Genomic DNA, 18,531 nt, shown 5'->3' with positions numbered 1-18,531 from the left:
ATGCCCCGTGAATTGACCACCCGCATTGTTCAGGACCCCAGCGACGGCTTCCGCTTCTTGCCGCACCTGACGACGGAGGCTCCCGACCTCCGCGTCAGCTTCGACGTCCTTGGCGGAGGTCGGATCCGGGCGCGGATGTCAGGATCGGCCGTTCCGGCACTCCACGGCACCGAGCATAAGGTTGACCTGCATGCCCGGCCCGATGAGGTCCATGGGGCGGCGGCCCGGCTCCGTGCCCGATGGAAATCGGAGTTCGTTGATTTCCAGCCGGTCGACGATCTGGGTCGGCCTCTACAGGGCCGACGGCGCCCGTACGCAACGAACGCGGACCTCAGTGCCGAACCTGAGGAGGAGCTGCGCCGGATAGTGGCCGATCTGGCTCGAAGCGGGGAATCACTGCTGTTTAGCACTCTGCTGCGCGGTGACGACGATCCGACCAAGATGTTCCGCAACTCCCTGCGTTCGGCCCTGTCCCAGGAGGGGCTGCGGGTGCGGTTCGACTCCGATCTACATTTGCCCTGGCCATTGCTGTGCACAACCGAAGATTCCACCGTGCCTGCAACCTTGGAGGTTCTCTTCACTCGCTTCCTCGGCCATCGGCATCAGATCGAGCACACCGGTGATGCCTACGCGTGGATCGGGCCGCCCGGAGCAGCCCACGAGCGGCCCTCGGTCAGCCTGAACCACGACGTCCGCGTGGGCAGCGCCACCCGTGCGGATGAAGTCGCGAAGGCACTGGCGTCGGGCACGGAGTACACCGTGCGAACGACTTATGAGGAGCTCGTCCGCGATCTGGGGAAGCCCGAGCTGGACGAGCAGTTGACGTACTTCTGGTGCCACGGAGAGTTCGTCGGCAACCTTCCCGAACCCCCGACTCTGGTCGTCAGGCTCACCGACGGCACCCCCTTCGACGGCCACACCGTACGTGAGCTAAGGGCAAACTACCGGCACGGTTGTTTCCGACCGCTTGTCCTACTCAACGCCTGCCACACCGGGGTCTCCGAGGCGAGTGCGGACCGAGCGTTCCTTGGGAGCATGTTCATCGAGCACGGCGCGCAGGGAGTGCTCGGGCCGCAGATCGCGATGCCGCAGGCGTTTGCTGCCGAGTACGCGCTCGAGTTCGTCACCCGCTACTTGCGCGGGTCGGCGACCGCTGGCCAGATCACTCATGAGTTGGCCCGGGACTTCGCCGCCCGATACCGAAATCCCCTGGGGTTCGCCTACGGTCTGCACTGTGGCATGGATGCTCGTCTGGATCGGACAAGTGGAGGCGAGGCATGAGCCGAGTCGGCACGGTGGAGGTCGTTGACCTGGATGCGGCGGGCTGGCTGCTCGACGCTGACACGGGTAAGCCTGTGCCCGAGGCCTGGCTGCGCCATTACTTCGCGGAGCGCCTCGCCCCGCCTGTCTGGGCGACGGACATACTCGTCTATGTCCATGGTTGGCAGACCTCGCCCGACTCCGCCTACCGCACCGCTGAGCGACTGTTGTCTCTGATGCAAGACGTCTTTGTAACAGCCCCGGCCCGGTATCCGACCCTAGCGGCCCAGGGCTTCAGCCCATGGTGTGTCGTCGTGCGCTGGCCATCATCGAGCCTGGTCACCCCCACCGGCTACCGCAGGATCCGGGACCGTGCGCACGCTATGGGCGCACGCGAAGGAGGAGGCCACGCCGCCCACATCCTGGGCCGACTCCTCGGCTATCTGGACGCCGAGCGCGCCGACCCTGAAGCAGCGCCCGTGCTCGCCAACCGAGACGGGCAGTACCTCCACCTCGTCGGGCACTCCTTCGGCTGCCGCTTCCTGTGCGAGGCGGTCCAATGGTCGGCAGACGCTCGCCTTGATGACACACTCGGCTGGAGCGTGACGGACCACTCTCCATCCCGCCCGTTTACCGCCGACAGCATGCTGCTATTCCAGATGGCGGCAAGCCGGGACGCGTTCCTCTCGCTCTTTCCGAACATTATGCCGAGCGAGGCGCATGACGGCGCTCCGATGAGGGGCCCCGTCGTCGCCACTTACTCCCGTCACGACCGGGCGACGGGGTTCTGGCACCTGCGGGCCGAGCAGCAACCCGGCATCGGACACTCCGGAATTGGTCCGGCCCCAGCGCCCATGTTCACCACACCCCTGTTGCCACTCGACGAGCGGTATCCGCACTCCGCGCTCGACCACCGTTTCGTCAACATCGACGCCTCCGATGTGTATGTTCGCGGGCGCCACCTCAATCCGGCAGGTGCCCATTCCGATCACGTGCGCGCTGAGTCGGCACACCTGCTACTCACTCTCGCGGACTACTCGCGCTGAGGAGACGGTCCAAGGTCCCCATCGCCAGAGGAGCTGCATCGTCGCGCAACTCGTGTACGCCGCCACCGCTGATCCGCTATGTCTCGCGCAGCCGACCGTGGCACCGCTCACTGAACCTCGACCCTCCCGGGCCCTTCAAAATGACCCCACGGGGTTCGTTGGGCATAGCCGCGGGATCGGAGAGACAGCGCTCGTGATCAATACACCTAGTGCGCGATCGCGAACCTGAAGCGCGTGCGGCCCTTGCTCACCAGGCGCTCCACTCAAGCGGAGACGGCCGAGTAACACTGCGCCGACCGGTTCGGGGAGGCGTGCGCACACCTCCCCGAACCGGTTCTCAGCGTTCTACGCGTGCGACCTTCCGGCCGACCACTCCGCACGACAAAGCCGCTTGACGGAATTTCGGCGTTCCTGGAATTCGCCGGAGGTGCAGAGCGCTGACGGCAGTAGCGACGGCAACGCCACGAATTACAGCGAACGAGCACGAACACCGAATCGCTGTCAACTCGCATCCTGGCAAGCGAAGTTGCAGCATCATCCCCCTTGACCGCCGGTTCGTCGCGCAGCGCCTGCAAGGCCATCAGTCCGGCGAGCGGGAGCCCAGCCGCCCCGGTGAAGTCCAGCGACTGCGGCATCTTCGCCACGCAGCGGCGAGCGCCGAGATCCGCCGGGCGGGCCGCCGCCGGGGTGTCGGCTACCGCTACCTGTTCATGCACCCCAGCGGAGCCGACCTCGAAGTACTGGCGGGCCTCGTCAACAAGGGCACCCCCAAGACCGTCACCGACCGCGTCTTCCCTTCGAGCAGATCGCCGACGCCTTCGCCTACCTGGAACGGGGTCACGCCAAGGGCAAGGTCGTCGTCCAGATGTCGTGATCCAGTCACGATCAGCAGGTGGATTCAAGATGAGTGAACGCCGAGGTCAGACGTCCTTGATCTGTACGCGGTCGCCGCACAGTTTCGACCAGTCGTCGCGATCCGAGGTCAGTACGAGGGTAGGTGCCGGGGAGCGAAGCGCCATCGCGGCGACGAGGGCATCGATGGCGTACTTGTGGCCGTGTAGACCGCCGGCGTCGCTCAGCAACTGCACCGCGGCGAGGCTGTCCGCCTGGGTGACGTCCTGGACCTGAAGGCGGGAGAGTACCCAGCGCAGCCGGGCGCTATCGGTCTTCCCGTAGACGGCCTCCACCACTGTCAGGGCCGACACGAGGACGGGCACGCCTACGCGCCGAGCGGCCTCGATCCGGGCGATCATCTGACGGTCGTTGCGCAGCAGCAGCGACAGTGCCTGGGAGTCCAGGACCAGGGTCCTGGCCGCGGGCTCTTTCATGCGGCGCTGTCGTTCGACGCGTAGGGCGCCGGTGCGTCACCAAACAGTTCGCTCTGCGCGGCCTGGACCTCGGCATCGCTCAGCGGCTCGTGCTCGGCTTCGTAGGCAGCCACGATCTCGGCGAGGCCGTCCATGGCGAGCTGATGCCGGACCGCCGCCGTCACGTATGCGGACACGCCGCGCTTACCGGTACGGGTGCGCAGGGCACCGAGGAGTTCGGAGGGCATCGACACGGAGATGTTCTCCGTGCCACCGGGGCGGGATGACTTCATGGCCACAAGTCTAGTACAGAAACTATTACAGCGTCTGGAGTGCTGTGCGGCCTGTATCCGGGGCGGGCGTTGATGCGTAGTCTTGGCGCTTCTGGAGCTTCTTGTACTTTGCAGGGAATCCCGTGCTGGGATGGTGCTGGGATGTGCCTGTATAACCGCAGGTCAGAGTAGTTGTGGTGGAGTTCAGGTTCAACGTCTGACGTTCCATCAAAGATGGCACCCGGCCCGCTTGTTGGAGGGCCGGGCGCAGGCGGCTGTCCGCGGGGAGTCCTCGTCCGGGAAGTGCTGTGGCTGACTGCCGACCTGGTCGGCGTGGCTGTTGCCGGCGCTTCAGACCTTGACGACCTCTACGGAAGGGCCGCACAGGAGCGTCAGGTCCTCGGGGTCGGAAGTGAGGACGGTGACCGGCTGGGGCGCGTTGCGGGCGATGACGGCGAAGGCGGCGTCGATGGCGTACTTGTGGCCGTGGAGGTGATGGACGCGAAGGAGGGCGGCGGCTTCGTCGGTGGCCTCTCTGGTGACGTCGTGAACGTCGACGCGGGAGAGGGCCCACTTGATGCGGGCCGGGTGGATCCGCTCGTAATCGGCCTCAAGAGTGGTCATGGCGCTGGTGGCCACGCGGATGCCTTCCTCTGATGCCGCCTGGACCAGCGCTACGACGGTGCGGTCCTTGCGGTAGAGCTTGGAGAGTCCTTCGCTGTCGAGCAGCAGGGTGCCGGGCATCAGGCGGCGGCACCGCCGACCTGTCGGTGGTCATGGCGCAGCAGCGCGCGGGCGGCCTCGACCTCCTCGCGGGTGAGCTTGTCGTTGTCGGTCTCGAAGTCGGCGACGATCTCCCGAAGCTTGTCCATGGCGACCCGTTGTTCCAGGGCTTCGGCGACGTAGGCGGAGAAGCCACCGGGTCCGACATGGGCGCGTACGGCCTCGGCAAGGTCCTCGGGCAGGCTGACGGAGTACTTTCTGCTACTGCTCATGGTGTCGATCCTACCGGCGGTCGTAACTTTGTGGGTGTGCAAGTCATGGCAGCGCGGGGGAGGCGGCTCGGGGCTCCACCCTCCGCCTTGCGGGAGGTCGCCCGGTCCGCAGACAGTCCGCAGGACGCTCGTAAGTGCTCGCCGGGGGCCAACGCAACCAAACGGCGAAATCCCAGGTCGGTGGCCTGGACGGTGCTACGCCGCAGGTCAGGATCGGCCCGCAGGCATTCCGCTTCAACGTGTAGTGGGCGCGATGCGGTACGTCACTGATCTGCAAAAGTGCAGGTCGGAAAGGGCCCGGCTCTTCGGAGTCGGGCCCCTGGGTTTTCCCCGTTCGATACATCAGGGCGCGAGGTGAAGTAAGATTCAATCTACGTAAGAATCTATCTACGTTAAATGTCCACGGGGTGCGTTGTGGAGTTTCAAGGTCGGGCCGGAGATCTTGAGCTGCTGGCTGAGCAGTACCGGACAGTGGCAGACGGGGTTGGAGCCACTCGGGGGCGGGCTGTGATCATGACGGGCCGGCGCCGAGTAGGGAAGTCGCGACTGGTCCAGGAGTTCTGCGACCGCTCGGGAGCGCCGTACGTGGTGTTTCAGGCCACCCGTGGGCGCAACCCCGTGACGGAGCGCGCCGACTTTGCCGCGACGCTCGCGCAGTCGCTACTGCCTGGGGCGGAGCTGGTCGCCGGCCTTCAGGCGCAGGACTGGAATCAGGCCCTGCGCTCGCTGGCGCTCGCGGTACCCGATGACTCACCCAGCATCGCGGTGATCGACGAGGTGCCCTGGCTGGTCGAGCAGGATCAGGAATTCGAGGGCGCACTCCAGACTGTCTGGGACCGTCACTTGTCCTCCAAGCCCGTGCTTCTGCTGCTGGTTGGCAGCGATACATCGGTGATGGAGGCACTGCAGTCGTACGGACGCCCGTTCTTCGGTCGGGCAGCGAAAATGACCGTCCACCCCCTGAACCTGGCCGACGTGCAGGCCATGACCGAACTCGACGCCGCAGGGGCTGTCGACGCCCAGTTGATCACTGGCGGATTCCCCGAGATCGTGCAGTCGTGGCGGCCGGGAATGGGGCGTACAGCCTTCTTGCAGGCGTCGGTCGCCAATCCTCTCTCGCCCCTGCTGGTGGCCGGCGAGCTGTCCCTGCTGGGAGAATTCCCCGTGGCTTCGCACTCACGGGCCGTACTGGAAGCGGTCGGCAGCGGTGAGCGCACGTTCAGTGCGATCGCAGCCCAGGCCGGCGGCGCCAGCGCTCTGCCGTCCGGCACGCTCTCCCCGCTGCTGGCCATGCTGCAGGCCAAGCGAGTCCTGGCTGCTGATCTCCCCCTGTCGGTCAAGCCGGACAGCAAGAACAAGCGCTACCGGATCGCCGACCCGTATCTGCGGTTCTGGCTGGCGTTCCTGGCACGCGCGATCCCACTCATCGAGCGAGGCCGCGGTGACTTGGCACTGGAACGCATCGAGCGGTCATGGACCAGTTGGCGCGGGCGAGCGGTCGAGCCACTGATCCGCGAGTCCTTGCTGCGTCTGATGCCCAATGATGAGTGGCCCGAGACCGAGGCCATCGGTGGTTGGTGGAACCGTCAGAACAACCCCGAGATCGACCTCATCGGTGCAGACCGCGAGCCGGTGGCCCGGCAGGTGTCCTTCGTCGGGTCAGTCAAGTGGCTGGAGACCCATCCCTTCGGCCGTCATGAGTACGACGCCTTGGTGCGCGACATGCTCGCCGTCCCCGGTACCGCCCCGGATACTCCGCTGGTCGCGGTCTCCCGCTGTGGGGTGACCGATGATCTGCCGCTCACCGCGCACTGGGGGCCGGAGGACCTCGTACGGGCGTGGCAGCCCCGATAGCCGCGAAGTCCGGGGATCTCTCACGTCGTGAGTGATCCGGCGGAGCCCCGCACAGGAGCACCGTCAGCAATGCGCTCCGACTCGCACCTTGCGAGATGAGCGCGGCGACGAGGTCTACCTCGGCCGGATCGGCCCCACTGGTTGGATCCAGCCCCGATACGTTCCGCTTGTCGGCGGGTCGGGCGATGACGGCGAAGGCGGCGTCGCCGACGTGCTCGTGGCCGTGGAGGTGATGGGCGCGAAGGAGGACGGCGGCTTCGTCGGTGGCCTCTCTGGCGACGTCGTGAACGTCGACGCGGGAGAGGACCCACTTGATGCGGGCCGGGTGGATCCGCTCGTAATCGGCCTCAAGAGTGGTCATGGCGCTGGTGGCCAGGCGGATGCCAGTCGGCGGAGCAGTCGGAGCGACCCCGTCCGCATGCCTGGCGCTCATGCTCGACGCGTTCGCGCCGGCCCGCGCGGGCCGAAGGGGCGGCGCCGGGGTGCCGTCGCCGGTCGATGACGGGCCGGCGACGAGCAGCTGTTCCGGCCGGCCGGTCAGGAAGGTGCGCCGGCGAGGACTTCCACCTTGCCGGTGTCGAGCGAGTAGTAGGCGCCGACCACGGCGAGGGCGTGCTTCGCCACGAGGGGGGCCAGGTCCCTGTTGGAGCGCAGGTCGGCCGCGGTCAGCTTCACCTGGGCGCGGGCCATGGTCTCGACCGGGTCCGCGCCGCCTTCCCGGGCCGCCTGCGCGTACGCAGGCCGCAGGGCCTTGGCGAGCGCCTCCAGGTTCCCCGGCAGCGGTTTGCCGTCCCGGATGGACTTGTATGCGGCCTCGACGGCGCCGCACCGCTGATGTCCCAGGACCACGATGAGCGGAGTGCCGCTCGTCATCGGGCCGTACTCGACGGAACCCGTGACCACCGGGCCGATGGCCTCCCCGCCGGTGCGCATCACGTAGAGGTCGCCCAGTCCGGTGTCGAAGAGGAGCTCGGGCGGGACCCGGGAGTCGATGCACGCGAGAACCGACCCGAAGGGTTCCTGTGTCTGGGCCACGATCTGACGCCGGGTCGGATCCCGGTCCGGATGCTGAAGGTCTCCGCTCACCCAGCGCGCGTTGCCGTCCATCAGTCTCGCGAACGCCGCGGCGGGCGTGGTCGGCCGCGCCTCCGGCGAGGCGCCGGCCGCCGTCGGGGCGGCGTTCGTCGATGAACACCCCGTGAGCGCGGCCGTGGCGACCGCGAGTCCGCCCGTGAGCAGGACTCTGCGATCCGGATGTCCGGTTCGGTTCATCGGTGGTTCCCCTCGGTCCGCTGAGGCTCGGGTGCACTTCTCGGCCAGAGCGATTGTTCAGCGCCACGCGGGATCCCCGCGGCAGGCACGAGCGGAGGCGGCCCGCTGTGCCACCGACGGCCCACGCTGCCGGCCGAGGGTCCGGAGCTCCTGCTCGGATCCGCGTCCGGCGCCCGTCATCCGATGGGGCCGCTTCCCGGCGGCGAGCCGTCCTGCGTGGCCCCGGTCGCGGCCAGACCGAGCATGTGGAGCATGACGGGGACGGGCAGCGCCGGATTCGTCACGGCAGCGCCCGCCGTGGCCGTGTCCCGCAGCAGCCGGATCAGGGTGCGGGCCGGCAGCCGTGGGTGTCTCGCCGCGGCATGGCGCACCGAATCCCGTGGATCGTCGAGCAGGCGCACCGCGGAGGCGGGCGACAGACGCGGGTCGGTGGCCGCCCGGTGGCGTACGTCCTGGTGGCTGTCCCGGCTGAAGCGTTCCACCAGCTCCGCCGTCGACTCCGGGTCGTCCAGGGCCAATTGGCGCATGCGCGGGTCCGGGTCCGCGGCGTGGCGCAGAAGGCTGCGGCGGGGAAAGTTCGGGTGGCCGCGCGGGCGGTCGGGGTACGTGAAGCTGCCCGACCACCATCGCCACACCTCCAGAAGCAGCTCGGCGGGCGCGTCGTCGCACGACTCGGCCAGGAAGAGGCGTACGACACGGTCCTCGTCCCGGGCGAGGAGTTCCACGACGTCCGGCGGCAGACGCCTGGCGCGGGCGGCGCCGCTGCGCAGCAGCAGATGCGACGAGGTGGCGCAGCGGCGCATCGCCTCCGGGTCGTCGTGGAGCGCCGCGATCCAGGGCAGCTCCCGGCGCATCAGGTGCGGATCGATGTCGACACGGATGGACGCCCTCTGTTCCTCGGTGAGTTCGGGGCGTACGGAGACCGCGAGCCGTACGTCGTCGTCCGGATCGCCGGCCAGGACGGCGACCAGCTCCCGCGTCAGGTGCGGATTGGCGGCGAGTGCACGACGGCGGGACGGATCCGGGTGCACGGAGAGCTGTTCGGCGAGCTCCTGGTCCAGGCAGTACGTCTGCGCCGCGTGATCGCCGTGGGGCAGTCCGTCGTAGACCGACCGGGGCATCGGGTGGTCCTCGTAGTGCCGGAACAGCGCTGCCGTGCGGACGCTGCCGTCGGGGTCGGCGAGCAGACCGTCCCGCACCCGTGGGGCGAGGTGCGGCCAGGCGTGCGGGGCGGCCGCTGACCGGACGCGGGGATCGGGGTCGGCCGCCAGGGCGGTCAGCAGCCGTTCGGGCAGGCCGGGGAAGCGGGCGGCGCTCGCTCGGTCGTGGGGGTCGGGGGAGGTGGCGAGCCGCTCGTACCCCGCGTCGGTGAGCTCGGCGCCCCGGTCCGCGGCGAGTTCGGCGAGGAGGACGCGGCGTGCACCGCCCGGCTCGTTCAGGACGAGCCGGGTCCACTGCTCCGATGTCAGCTCCGCCGGCGACTCCGCAGCCCGGGCCCGTACCTTCCGGTCGGGGTGGTTCACGGCCGCGTCGACCACCGCAGCAGGCGGCTTGCGCCAGAGCAGGTGCGTGGCTGTTCCGAGCAGCCGGATCAGCACCTCGTCGGGCGCGGCCCGGTTGTACTGCAGGCCGTCGATCCACGCCTCACGCAGCCGCTCCGGTGGCCGCGGCTGCCGGAGGAACGCCGCCCAGGCGGCCTCGCACTGATCCGAAGTCTCCTGCGCCTCCGACAGGGCCCCCTCCGCCAGCCGCTCCTTCACGCCGTCGACCGCGACGAGCCATGTCTCGTACTCCTCGGACGTCGCCCCCAGCAGGGCGACGCCGTCCACGGAGACGGTGATGAACTCGGGGCGTCCCGGACGGTCCGCGAGTACCCCGGCGAGGTCCCACCGCCCGGTGAGCCGTACCCGGGTCCACCGGCGCGGCCCGCGGCCACGGCCTGCTCCGGCGGCGGCATGGACGAGAAAGGCGCCGTCCCCGCCGATCACCCCGTGCTCGGTGGCGAGCCGGTGCCACTGCGCGTTCACTTCGGCGACGAGGTCGGGACGGTCCTCCCGTACGGCCACGGCCGGCGCCGCATCGAAAGCCGCGACCGGGCGCCAGGCGGCCGACGGCGGAACCACATCCTCGTCCCGTCCGTCCCCCACGACCTCCAGCCCCGCGCGCCTCAACAGCTCCGCGTAGCCGTCCCCCTGGTTCGTCATGGCGCCCATCCTGCCGGAGCGGCCCCGCCTCGCATCCCCTTCCCCTCGACCACTCGCACCCCGGGATTCCGCACGGCGCCCGGTCCATGCACAATCGCGCCATGAGCGATGAGTCGATACGGAACTACCTTGCGTCGGTCGAGAGCCGGCTGGCGGCCGACGGCTGCGCGCCGCACTGGGTGGACTGGGCGGGCGTCCCCGTACTCGTCGGCCGACGGGCCGACTTCCGGATGCGGTGGGCGGCCACCAACCTGCACCTGTTCACCGTGGCCGCCGCGGTGCCCGAGATCACCGTCCCGGTCGTCGACACGTTCACCACCCAGGTGCTCACGTACGCCAAGGCGAACAAGGGCGGGCTGCCCGTCGGCATGCAGACCGGCGTCGCCTGTTTCCCCGTCCTGGTCAGCGACCGTATCGACCCGGCCGCGATGGCCTGGGCGGAGGAGAAGCAGCGCAACATGTTCGCCTGCTTCGCGCGTCCGGTCGTCGTCGACGCGGCGCAGGGGTACGTCGGGATGTACAACGGGAAGCCGGCCATCGGGCGCGCCTACGCAGGGCATCTCATCGAGAAGGGAGCCCTGTACTTCCAGCCGCGGCAGCGGGGCTGAGCGGCCACCGCCGCGCCTGGGGATCCCGGTTGTCGACCGGGCCGGCGGGGAGCCCGCACGCGGCGGGTGGGGCCGGGGCGGAGGTTCGGGGGCGAGCGACGCGGTGGGGAAGAAGTGCGGCCCGTCCGGGCGGGGAGGACCGTGAGGGGGAGGGGCGCACCGGGGCACGCACGGAGACCCGGCGCCGCGGTCCGGTGGGCGACGTGCGGTGGACCGCGGGCGCTCCGGCCGACGAAGGAGGGACGCATGTCGTACCCCGAACCGGTGTATACGGAAGGTAGCGGCCGGATCAGCGCGGAGTACCGGCCCGCGAGCACGGCGCCGAACCTGCTGACCGGAAACGGCGGCAGCACCCACTACCTGGCGACGGCCGAGTCGACGCACGGCGAGTTCGGGCTGTACCGGATGAACCTGGGGCCCGGGGCCGGCGGCCCGGCCACGCATTTCCACCGGACGATCTCTGAGTCGTTCTTCATCCTCGACGGGACCGTGCGGATCTTCGACGGGGAGCGGTGGACCGACGCCACGCAGGGCGACTTCGTCCGTGTGCCGCAGGGTGGGCTGCACGCCTTCCGGAACGATGCCGACGCACCGGCGTCGATGCTTCTCCTGTTCACCCCTGGCGCGCCGCGCGAGGAGTACTTCGAGAAGCTGGTGGAGGTCGCGCAGTGGCCGGAGGAGGAGCGGGCCGAGTTCTTCATCAAGCACGACACCTACTGGACGGACTGAACCCGGCCGCGCCGACTCCCTCGACGAGCCCTGACTCAGGCGGCCAGCCCGGTCTTGAGGCCCGCGCCGCACAGCGGTACGACGATGCTCCGGTCCGTCCAGCCGCCGACCGCTGCCCAGCAGGCGACACCGGTGGTCTCGACGTAGAAGCCACGGGCCGCCAGATCTCTTTGGGCCGTGCGGATCTGACCCTCAGTCACGGTGAGGAAGGTGCCGCCCGACTCCCTCACCGCCGCCAGGATCTGGCGGGCGCGGGGCGGGCGGGGGATGGCGATGCCCTCCGCGAGCGTGGGCGCGGTCGGCGCGGGCCCGTCGGGCAGGTCGTCCGCGCCCCGGTGGAAGGCTGCGGCCAGCGGTGACACGGCCTCGGCCTGTACGGCGACGAGGGCCGGACGGGTGTCGATCAACCCCTGCGCGTGGAGCTCGGCGGTGGCCAGGGCCGCCCCGAGGAGCAGTGTGCCGTTGCCGACCGGTACGGCGATGGCGTCGGGGAGCCGCCCGCCGAGGTCCTCCCACAGCTCGTGGACATAGGTCTTCGTGCCGTGCAGGAAGTACGGGTTGAAGACGTGCGAGGCGTAGAAGGTGCCGGGGGAGTCCGCCGCGGCGCGGGCGGCCAGCGCGGTGGCCTCACGGTCGCCGGGGACGATCTCCAGTCGGGCGCCGTGGGCCCGGATCTGCTCGGTCTTCTTCGGGGACGTGCCGTGGGGGACGTACACCGTGCAGGGCAGCCCGGCCCGTGCACAGTACGCGGCGACGGCCGTTCCCGCGTTGCCGCTGCTGTCCGCGACCACGCGTGCGGGGGAGAGACGGCGAGCCAGTTCGGCGAGCATCACGGCGCCGCGGTCCTTGAAGGAGAGCGTCGGCATCAGGAAGTCGAGCTTGGCGGAGACCGTGCCGGTCAGCGGCACGAGCGGCGTGCGGCCTTCACCGAGGCTGGTCGTGGGCGAGGAGAGCGGCAGTACCTCTTCGTAGCGCCACAGTGAATTCACGCGCCTGGCGAGGGAGTTGAGCGAGAGAGGTCCGGTGGGCTCCGATTCGAGGTCCCAGGGGCCGCGGCAGACCGGACAGCACCAGGTCAGGGACGTGGTCGCGGCACGGGCGCCGTCCCGCGGGCAGAAGTAGGTGGCCATGCCGGCCAGCATGTCAGGCGTGCGGCGGATCCACGGTGACGCTGTGGTGAACCCCGTGCCGGGTGCCGGTGGGAGCACCGCGGCCGGCGGAGGAGGGTCAACTGACCGGTTCCGCTGCGGAGATACGTGGACGCGGCGCAGATGGGCGGCTGGGGGTGGTCCGTGGACGGAGGGCGGGTGTGGGTGCGCCGACGTCCCGGCGCACCCACACCCTCTCCTGCTAGCGCCTGCCCAGGCCCTGGTCGACGGCGGTCATCAGCTCGCCGTCGTCCGTGTCCCCGTCCAGCGACCAGAACATCGCACCGCCGAGACCGTGTGCGCGGATGTACGAGGTCTTGGTGCGCAGCACCTGCGGGTCGTCGTACGTCCACAGAGTGGTGCCGTCGAACAGCCAGGCGTTGCCGTTCCGCAGGTCCCGGTGGACCTTGTACGTGCCGGATTCGGCCAGCTTCTTGAGGGCCTTGTAGTCCTCGTAGCCCGCCGCCCAGGTGGCGGGAGCGGGTGCCGAGGCCGGCTGGCCGAGACCGTCGCCGCCCCCCGTCACACCGGTCCAGCCCTGGCCGTAGAACGGCATGCCCATCACCAGCTTGCGAGCCGGGGCCCCGCGCCTGATCCAGTCGCGGACGGTCTGGTCGACGCTGAAGTCACCCTTGGCGTACAGCGCGGACTGCTGCGCGGTCGTCGCCTCGCCGGATACATGGAAGTCGTAACCCTGAAGGTTCACGAAGTCGAAGTCCCGCATGATGCGCGGGACGTCGAAGCCCGCATCGATCTTGGCGGGGGCGGTCGGCACGAACGCCGACAGGTCGTAGTGCTTGGGCTTGGCGGCGTGCCCGTGGCCCCTGCCCGCCGCGGAGCTCTTCGCGTACGCGTCGAGCTGGGTGCGGAACTCGTGCACCAACGCGGCGAAGTTCTGCTTGTCCTCGGGGCGGTAGACCGTGTCCGTGTCACCGGCGGAGCCGGGCCACTCCCAGTCGATGTCGACGCCGTCGAAGAGCCCGGCGGCCGCTCCGTCGCCGCCGCGCGCCCCGTCCACCGGCAGGTTGCCCTTGATGTACAGGTCGATGCAGGAGGAGACGAACGCCTTGCGCGAGGCGGCGGTGCGGGCCGCGTCCGAGAAGTGGGTGGACCAGCTCCAGCCGCCCAGGGAGATCATCACCTTCAGGCCGGGGTGCTTGGCCTTGAGCTCGCGGAGCTGGTTGAAGTTGCCCGCGAGCGGTTGGGTGTCGGTGTCCGCGACGCCGTCCACCGACCCTGCGGCGTCCAGCGGGCGGACGTAGTCCGCCCAGGCGTCCGCCTCGCCGGGCACGTTGCCGGCCAGACACTTACCGTCCGGACCGGCGTTGCCGAAGGCGTAGTTGATGTGGGTGAGCTTGGCGGCGGCGCCACTCGTCTCCAGGTCCTTGACCTGGAAGTCGCGTCCGTAGACGCCCCATTGGGTGAAGTAGCCGACGCGCTTGTAGGCGGGGGCGGTGGCATGGGTGCCGGTGCGACGGCCGTTGCCGCCGGGTGCGCTGTGGCCGGCGGTTGCGGAGGCGGGGGCGATGCCGGCCGCCAGCGAGAGGGCGCAGGCGGCAATGGCCAGTCCGGACAGGGTTCTTCGACGCATGAGGCCCGTTCCTGTGCTTGTGCTGGTAGGTGCGAGAGCCGTGCTGTGTGCTGTGCGGTGTGCCGTGCTGTGTGGAGAGGAAGTTATTGGTCTGGACCAAAATGGGTCAAGGGGTTGGCGACGATCGGGGGTGATTCGAGGAGATCGGAGAGGATCGGAGGGGATCGGGGAACGCATATGCCCAGCACGACGCCCAATCATCACTTCGAGTGAAACTTTGGCCCGTGCTTGCGGTGCGCAACCGACGGTTGCCAGTCTGTTGCAGACTGTCAACCTGTTGGGAGTGGCCTGTGACTTTCGGTGAGCAGCCCGCCTATCTACGCGTTGCGGGCGATCTGAGGGAGAAGATCGCCAACGGTTCGCTGCCGCCGCATACGCGGCTGCCCTCGCAAGCCCGTATCCGCGAGGAGTACGGGGTCTCGGACACGGTCGCGCTGGAGGCACGCAAGGTGCTGATGGCCGAGGGGCTGGTCGAGGGACGCTCGGGATCCGGTACGTATGTGCGTGAGCGGCCTGTTCCCCGCAGCATCGCCCGCTCCGGATACCTCCCGGGCGCCGGGGCCAGTCCGTTCCGTCAGGAACAGACGGCGGACGGGGTGCGCGGAACATGGGAATCCCGCAGCGAGCAGGAGGGGGCGAGCCCGGAGATCGCCGAACGCCTCGACATCGAGCCGGGTGACCGGGTGATGCGTACGAGATACGTCTTCCGGGAGGCGGGGGAGCCGATGATGCTCTCCACCTCCTGGGAGCCCCTCGCCATCACGGGTCGCACCCCGGTGATGCTGCCGGAGGAGGGCCCGCTGGGTGGTTGCGGGGTCGTCGAGCGGATGGCCGCGATCGATGTCGTCGTGGACAACGTCGCCGAGCAGGTGGGCGCGCGCCCGGGGCTGGCGGAGGAGCTCCTGGCGCTCGGCGGCGTGCCGGGCCATGTGGTGATGGTGATCGGGCGTACGTACTACGCGTCGGGGCGGCCGGTCGAGACGGCGGATGTGGTGGTGCCGGCCGATCGCTACCGGATCGCCTACCACCTTCCTGTCAGATGACCGGCGCTCCGGTCCCTCGTCGCGGGCCGGGTCCGCCGGGGCGCCCGCCGCGTGTCGCGGCTCCGCCCGCCCGTCGGTGCCGGGTCTTCCGGCCTGATGCCGGGCTCCGGCCTCTCGGGGTCCCTGCCGGGCGGTCGGCCCAGGGGTCTGTTGCCGGGCGGCCGGGACTCCGGGCTGCTGCCGAGCAGTCGGCGCTCCGGACCGCTGCCGGGCGGCCGGAGCCCAGCACTTCCTGTCGGGCGACCGATACCCGGACGGCCTGTCCGTTGCCCGTGACGACGAGTTAACGTCCCGTCGGTTTCCTTAACCGACGGGCAACCGGCGACCACGACGCATTGTCATGTCCTGCTCGTAACTTCCGTTCGTAGCCGCACACCGGACCGACGAACGGGAAGTCACCGATGACGGACACAGCCACCCCCGCGACTGCCGGGGCCCCGGAGGCTGCCCCCGACGGGGCGCCCAGGGTCTCCGGGGCGTCGGGCGCCGCGATGCCGCCCCCGACGCGCAGCTACGCCAAGCTCGCCGCCGACGAGAGCCGGGAGGACTACTCCCTCCGCTACGCGCCGCACTCCTTCCGCCGCTGGTCGCCCTCGATGGTCGCGGGCACCGCGCTCGGTGGGATCGCGTACCTCGCCGACTTCGCGATCGGCGCCTCGATCGTCTTCACCTACGGCTTCACCAGCGGTTTCGCCTCGATCCTCACCGCCGCGACGATCATCTTCCTCACCGGGATCCCGATCGCCCGGGCCTGTGCGACATACGGCCTGGACATGGACCTGGTCACCCGCGGAGCGGGCTTCGGCTACTTCGGCTCCACGCTGACCTCGTTGATCTACGCGTCCTTCACCTTCATCTTCTTCGCCCTCGAAGGCTCGATCATGGCGCAGGCCATGCACCAGGCCGTCGGGCTGCCGGTCGAAGTCGGCTATCTGGTGACCACGTTGATCGTCATCCCGATCGTCTTCCGGGGCATGGGGGCACTCGCCAAGGTGCAGGCCTGGACGCAGCCGGTATGGATCATCGGCCTGGTCCTGCCGTTCGTCGTGCTCGCCTTCGAAGCCCCGGACGCCTGGGGCGCGTTCGGTTCCTTCGGCGGTACGGAGGGTGCCGGATCCGGCTTCTCCTGGATCGGCTTCGGGCTCGGCACGGGCGTGGCCCTCTCGCTCATCGCCCAGATCGGCGAGCAGGCCGACTATCTGCGTTTCATGCCTGCGAGGACCGAGGCCAACAAGCGACGGTGGAACCTCGCGGTGCTCGCCGCGGGCCCCGGCTGGGTCATCATCGGGGCGGCGAAACAACTCGGTGGCGCGCTGCTCGCCTTTGTCGCGCTCGATGCGGTCGGCAAGACGCACGCGCTGGAGCCCATCGCGCCACAGATCGAGGCGCTGAGGCCGTGGCTCGGCTCGTTCGCCCTGCCCGCCGCCGCGGTCTTCGTGATCGTCTCCCAGGTCAAGATCAATGTGACCAACGCCTACAGCGGCTCGCTCTCCTGGTCGAACTTCTTCTCCCGGATCACCCACAGGCACCCGGGCCGGGTCTGGTACATCTTCCTCAACCTCGCCATCGCGCTCACGCTGATGGAAATGAACATGTTCGCGGCCCTCAACAAGCTGCTGGGCTTCTACTCGAACGTGGGCATCGCGTGGATCGCCGCCGTCGCCGCCGACCTGGTCGTCAACAAGAGGATCGGACTGAGTCCGCGGTACATCGAGTTCAAGCGTGCCTATCTGTACGCCGTGAACCCGGCCGGATTCGGAGCGATGGTGATCGCCTCGACCGTCTCGATCCTCGCCTTCTTCGGGCTCTTCGGCACATACGCCGAGGCGTTCTCGACCTTCATCGCCGCAGGGCTGTCCCTGACGCTCTGCCCGTTCATCGCCTGGGTGACGAAGGGGAAGTACTACCTGGCCCGTCCGAACCCGGTGAACGGACCGGGCGTCGAGATCCAGGACATCACCGCCACCCACACCTGCTCGGTCTGCGAGACCGCCTACGAACTCCCGGACATCGCCGACTGCCCGGTCCGGTCGGGGCCGATCTGCTCGCTGTGCTGTTCGCTGGACACCGAGTGCGGGGACGTCTGCCGTAAGGAGCCGACGTCCGGCCCGGTCCTCATGCCGATGCCCACGATGCCCACGGCACAGGCGGCACCCGAGGTGGCGCCGGCGGCCGGCCCGGCCGCACACGCTCCGGAGGCGTGAGCGACAGAAGAGGGCAGAGGTGGTCGGCGGACACGAGGGGGCGCATCCGACAGGGTGCGCCCCCCTTCGTGATGGCCGGATCGGTATCTCTTTGTGTAATTACGTATTCGTTGCGTGAAGGTCAGGCGTACGCTCGGGCATATGCGTACTGCGGTTTCCTGGGGATCCTTAGAGACGTGCACGCCGTTCAGGGGAGGGGCCCAATGCTCGGGAGGGACACGATGAGCGACGGCGGTGCCGTGCTCCCTTGGCTGGTGATACGGCAGGACGACAACGGCAACCGGTACCGCGTGGGCAGGTATGCCACGCGGGACGAGGCGCAGCAGATCGCCGACAAGCTCGACGGCCGCGGACACAAGCAGCTCTACTGGGTGGAGCGCATCGGGCAGAGTGCCCGGCCCTGACCCGGGGGCCGTCGTGGGGGCGGGGGTGACCGCGGGAGGGTGGAGCAGGGACTGCCGAGGGCGTATCCGCGGGATGACGGCGATGCGCGCGCCGGCGGCGCATCGCCGAGATATCGGCGGCGTGGCGGGGGCTACGCTCCGGCGTATGAACGATCGCGTGGTGGTGGCCGGAGCCGTCTATGACCAGGGGCGCCTGCTGGCGGCGCGTCGCAGTGCCCCGCCCGAGCTGGCCGGCCGCTGGGAGTTGCCCGGCGGCAAGCTGGAACCGGGGGAGAGCGGTGAGCAGGCGCTCGTACGCGAACTCCGTGAGGAGCTCGGCGTCGAGACGGAACCACTGGAGCGCATCCCCGGCGAGTGGCCCCTCAAGCCCGGATACGTCCTCCGCGTCTGGACGGCGCGGCTGGTCTCCGGCGTGCCCGCCCCGCTCCAGGACCACGACGAGCTGCGCTGGCTCGGGCCTGGCGAGAGCGAGGCCGTCGACTGGCTGGATCAGGACAGGCCCGCAGTCGCCGAGGCGATGCGCCGACTGCCCGCCGTAGCCGCCCCCGACGCGAACCCTCCGGCCGGATCGCCCCGGCTGTAATCGATTCGGAC

The 18,531-nt window shown here is 69.4% G+C and carries 17 protein-coding genes and 2 pseudogenes; 10 read left to right on the top strand and 9 right to left on the bottom strand.

Going from position 1 to position 18,531, the window contains the following annotated elements; all coding sequences use genetic code 11:
• From ACFVXE_RS18935 to ACFVXE_RS18925, 3 genes and pseudogenes are all read left to right on the top strand, one after another.
• On the top strand, positions 1-1,281 hold the full coding sequence (locus ACFVXE_RS18935) for a CHAT domain-containing protein (protein WP_389672327.1): 1,281 nt from the start codon (positions 1-3) through the stop codon (positions 1,279-1,281).
• Positions 1,278-2,306, top strand: a complete 1,029-nt coding sequence (locus ACFVXE_RS18930; RefSeq protein WP_389672325.1) for a hypothetical protein — start codon at positions 1,278-1,280, stop codon at positions 2,304-2,306. Before ACFVXE_RS18935 ends, ACFVXE_RS18930 begins: the two co-directional genes overlap by 4 nt.
• Positions 2,307-3,102: 796 nt before the next feature.
• Positions 3,103-3,180: pseudogene (locus ACFVXE_RS18925) on the top strand (zinc-binding dehydrogenase); the annotation flags it as partial.
• A 46-nt stretch (positions 3,181-3,226) separates the two neighbouring features.
• Here the strand turns inward: ACFVXE_RS18925 and ACFVXE_RS18920 are convergent.
• The 4 genes from ACFVXE_RS18920 to ACFVXE_RS18905 all read right to left on the bottom strand — a co-directional run bounded on the left by ACFVXE_RS18920 (position 3,227) and on the right by ACFVXE_RS18905 (position 4,880).
• A complete protein-coding gene (locus tag ACFVXE_RS18920) occupies positions 3,227-3,634 on the bottom strand; it encodes a DNA-binding protein (RefSeq protein ID WP_389504924.1) in 408 nt (135 codons plus the stop codon).
• A complete protein-coding gene (locus ACFVXE_RS18915) occupies positions 3,631-3,906 on the bottom strand; it encodes a hypothetical protein (RefSeq protein ID WP_388382656.1) in 276 nt (91 codons plus the stop codon). Before ACFVXE_RS18915 ends, ACFVXE_RS18920 begins: the two co-directional genes overlap by 4 nt.
• Before the next feature lie 330 nt (positions 3,907-4,236).
• The gene (locus ACFVXE_RS18910) at positions 4,237-4,629 is read right to left on the bottom strand and encodes a DNA-binding protein (RefSeq protein WP_389672323.1); all 393 of its coding nucleotides are present in this window, start codon (positions 4,627-4,629) and stop codon (positions 4,237-4,239) included.
• Positions 4,629-4,880 carry a hypothetical protein gene (locus ACFVXE_RS18905; protein ID WP_389672321.1) on the bottom strand — a complete coding sequence of 84 codons (252 nt, stop codon included), beginning with the start codon at positions 4,878-4,880 and terminating at the stop codon, positions 4,629-4,631. The genes ACFVXE_RS18910 and ACFVXE_RS18905 overlap by 1 nt, the downstream gene beginning before the upstream one ends.
• Positions 4,881-5,294: 414 nt before the next feature.
• Here ACFVXE_RS18905 and ACFVXE_RS18900 point away from each other — a divergent pair, with 414 nt between their 5' ends.
• Entirely contained in the window at positions 5,295-6,734 is a 1,440-nt protein-coding gene (locus tag ACFVXE_RS18900) for an ATP-binding protein (protein WP_389672319.1), read from the top strand.
• A 166-nt stretch (positions 6,735-6,900) separates the two neighbouring features.
• Here the strand turns inward: ACFVXE_RS18900 and ACFVXE_RS18895 are convergent.
• From ACFVXE_RS18895 to ACFVXE_RS18885, 3 genes and pseudogenes are all read right to left on the bottom strand, one after another.
• Positions 6,901-7,125, bottom strand: a pseudogene (locus ACFVXE_RS18895) (DNA-binding protein); the annotation flags it as partial.
• 146 nt (positions 7,126-7,271) lie between these two features.
• Positions 7,272-8,006 (bottom strand): carbonic anhydrase, encoded by a 735-nt coding sequence (locus ACFVXE_RS18890; protein ID WP_389672317.1) that lies wholly within the window; start codon positions 8,004-8,006, stop codon positions 7,272-7,274.
• Between the two features lie 176 nt (positions 8,007-8,182).
• Positions 8,183-10,210: a PE-PGRS family protein gene (locus ACFVXE_RS18885; protein WP_389672316.1), complete on the bottom strand. Its 2,028-nt coding sequence runs from the start codon at positions 10,208-10,210 to the stop codon at positions 8,183-8,185.
• A 101-nt stretch (positions 10,211-10,311) separates the two neighbouring features.
• Between ACFVXE_RS18885 and ACFVXE_RS18880 the strand changes: the two genes are divergently transcribed.
• Positions 10,312-10,818: a levansucrase gene (locus ACFVXE_RS18880; RefSeq protein ID WP_389672314.1), complete on the top strand. Its 507-nt coding sequence runs from the start codon at positions 10,312-10,314 to the stop codon at positions 10,816-10,818.
• A 246-nt stretch (positions 10,819-11,064) separates the two neighbouring features.
• The gene (locus tag ACFVXE_RS18875; RefSeq protein ID WP_389672312.1) at positions 11,065-11,547 is read left to right on the top strand and encodes a cupin domain-containing protein; all 483 of its coding nucleotides are present in this window, start codon (positions 11,065-11,067) and stop codon (positions 11,545-11,547) included.
• 35 nt (positions 11,548-11,582) lie between these two features.
• On the opposite strand, the gene ACFVXE_RS18870 is transcribed toward ACFVXE_RS18875, so the two are convergent.
• On the bottom strand, positions 11,583-12,677 hold the full coding sequence (locus ACFVXE_RS18870) for a threonine synthase (protein ID WP_389672310.1): 1,095 nt from the start codon (positions 12,675-12,677) through the stop codon (positions 11,583-11,585).
• Between the two features lie 220 nt (positions 12,678-12,897).
• On the bottom strand, positions 12,898-14,286 hold the full coding sequence (locus tag ACFVXE_RS18865; protein WP_389672309.1) for a glycoside hydrolase family 18 protein: 1,389 nt from the start codon (positions 14,284-14,286) through the stop codon (positions 12,898-12,900).
• A gap of 290 nt (positions 14,287-14,576) precedes the next feature.
• Between ACFVXE_RS18865 and ACFVXE_RS18860 the strand changes: the two genes are divergently transcribed.
• The 4 genes from ACFVXE_RS18860 to ACFVXE_RS18845 all read left to right on the top strand — a co-directional run bounded on the left by ACFVXE_RS18860 (position 14,577) and on the right by ACFVXE_RS18845 (position 18,520).
• Positions 14,577-15,329: a GntR family transcriptional regulator gene (locus tag ACFVXE_RS18860; protein WP_389672307.1), complete on the top strand. Its 753-nt coding sequence runs from the start codon at positions 14,577-14,579 to the stop codon at positions 15,327-15,329.
• 401 nt (positions 15,330-15,730) lie between these two features.
• Positions 15,731-17,533: a purine-cytosine permease family protein gene (locus ACFVXE_RS18855; protein ID WP_389672306.1), complete on the top strand. Its 1,803-nt coding sequence runs from the start codon at positions 15,731-15,733 to the stop codon at positions 17,531-17,533.
• Positions 17,534-17,754: 221 nt separating this feature from the next.
• On the top strand, positions 17,755-17,937 hold the full coding sequence (locus tag ACFVXE_RS18850) for an SPOR domain-containing protein (RefSeq protein WP_389672304.1): 183 nt from the start codon (positions 17,755-17,757) through the stop codon (positions 17,935-17,937).
• A 145-nt stretch (positions 17,938-18,082) separates the two neighbouring features.
• Positions 18,083-18,520: a (deoxy)nucleoside triphosphate pyrophosphohydrolase gene (locus ACFVXE_RS18845; protein WP_389672302.1), complete on the top strand. Its 438-nt coding sequence runs from the start codon at positions 18,083-18,085 to the stop codon at positions 18,518-18,520.
• Positions 18,521-18,531 lie beyond the last annotated feature (11 nt).

The organism is Streptomyces sp. NPDC058231 (assembly GCF_042882275.1).
Taxonomy (GTDB): domain Bacteria; phylum Actinomycetota; class Actinomycetes; order Streptomycetales; family Streptomycetaceae; genus Streptomyces.
This window is presented reverse-complemented; position numbering and strand designations above follow the sequence as displayed.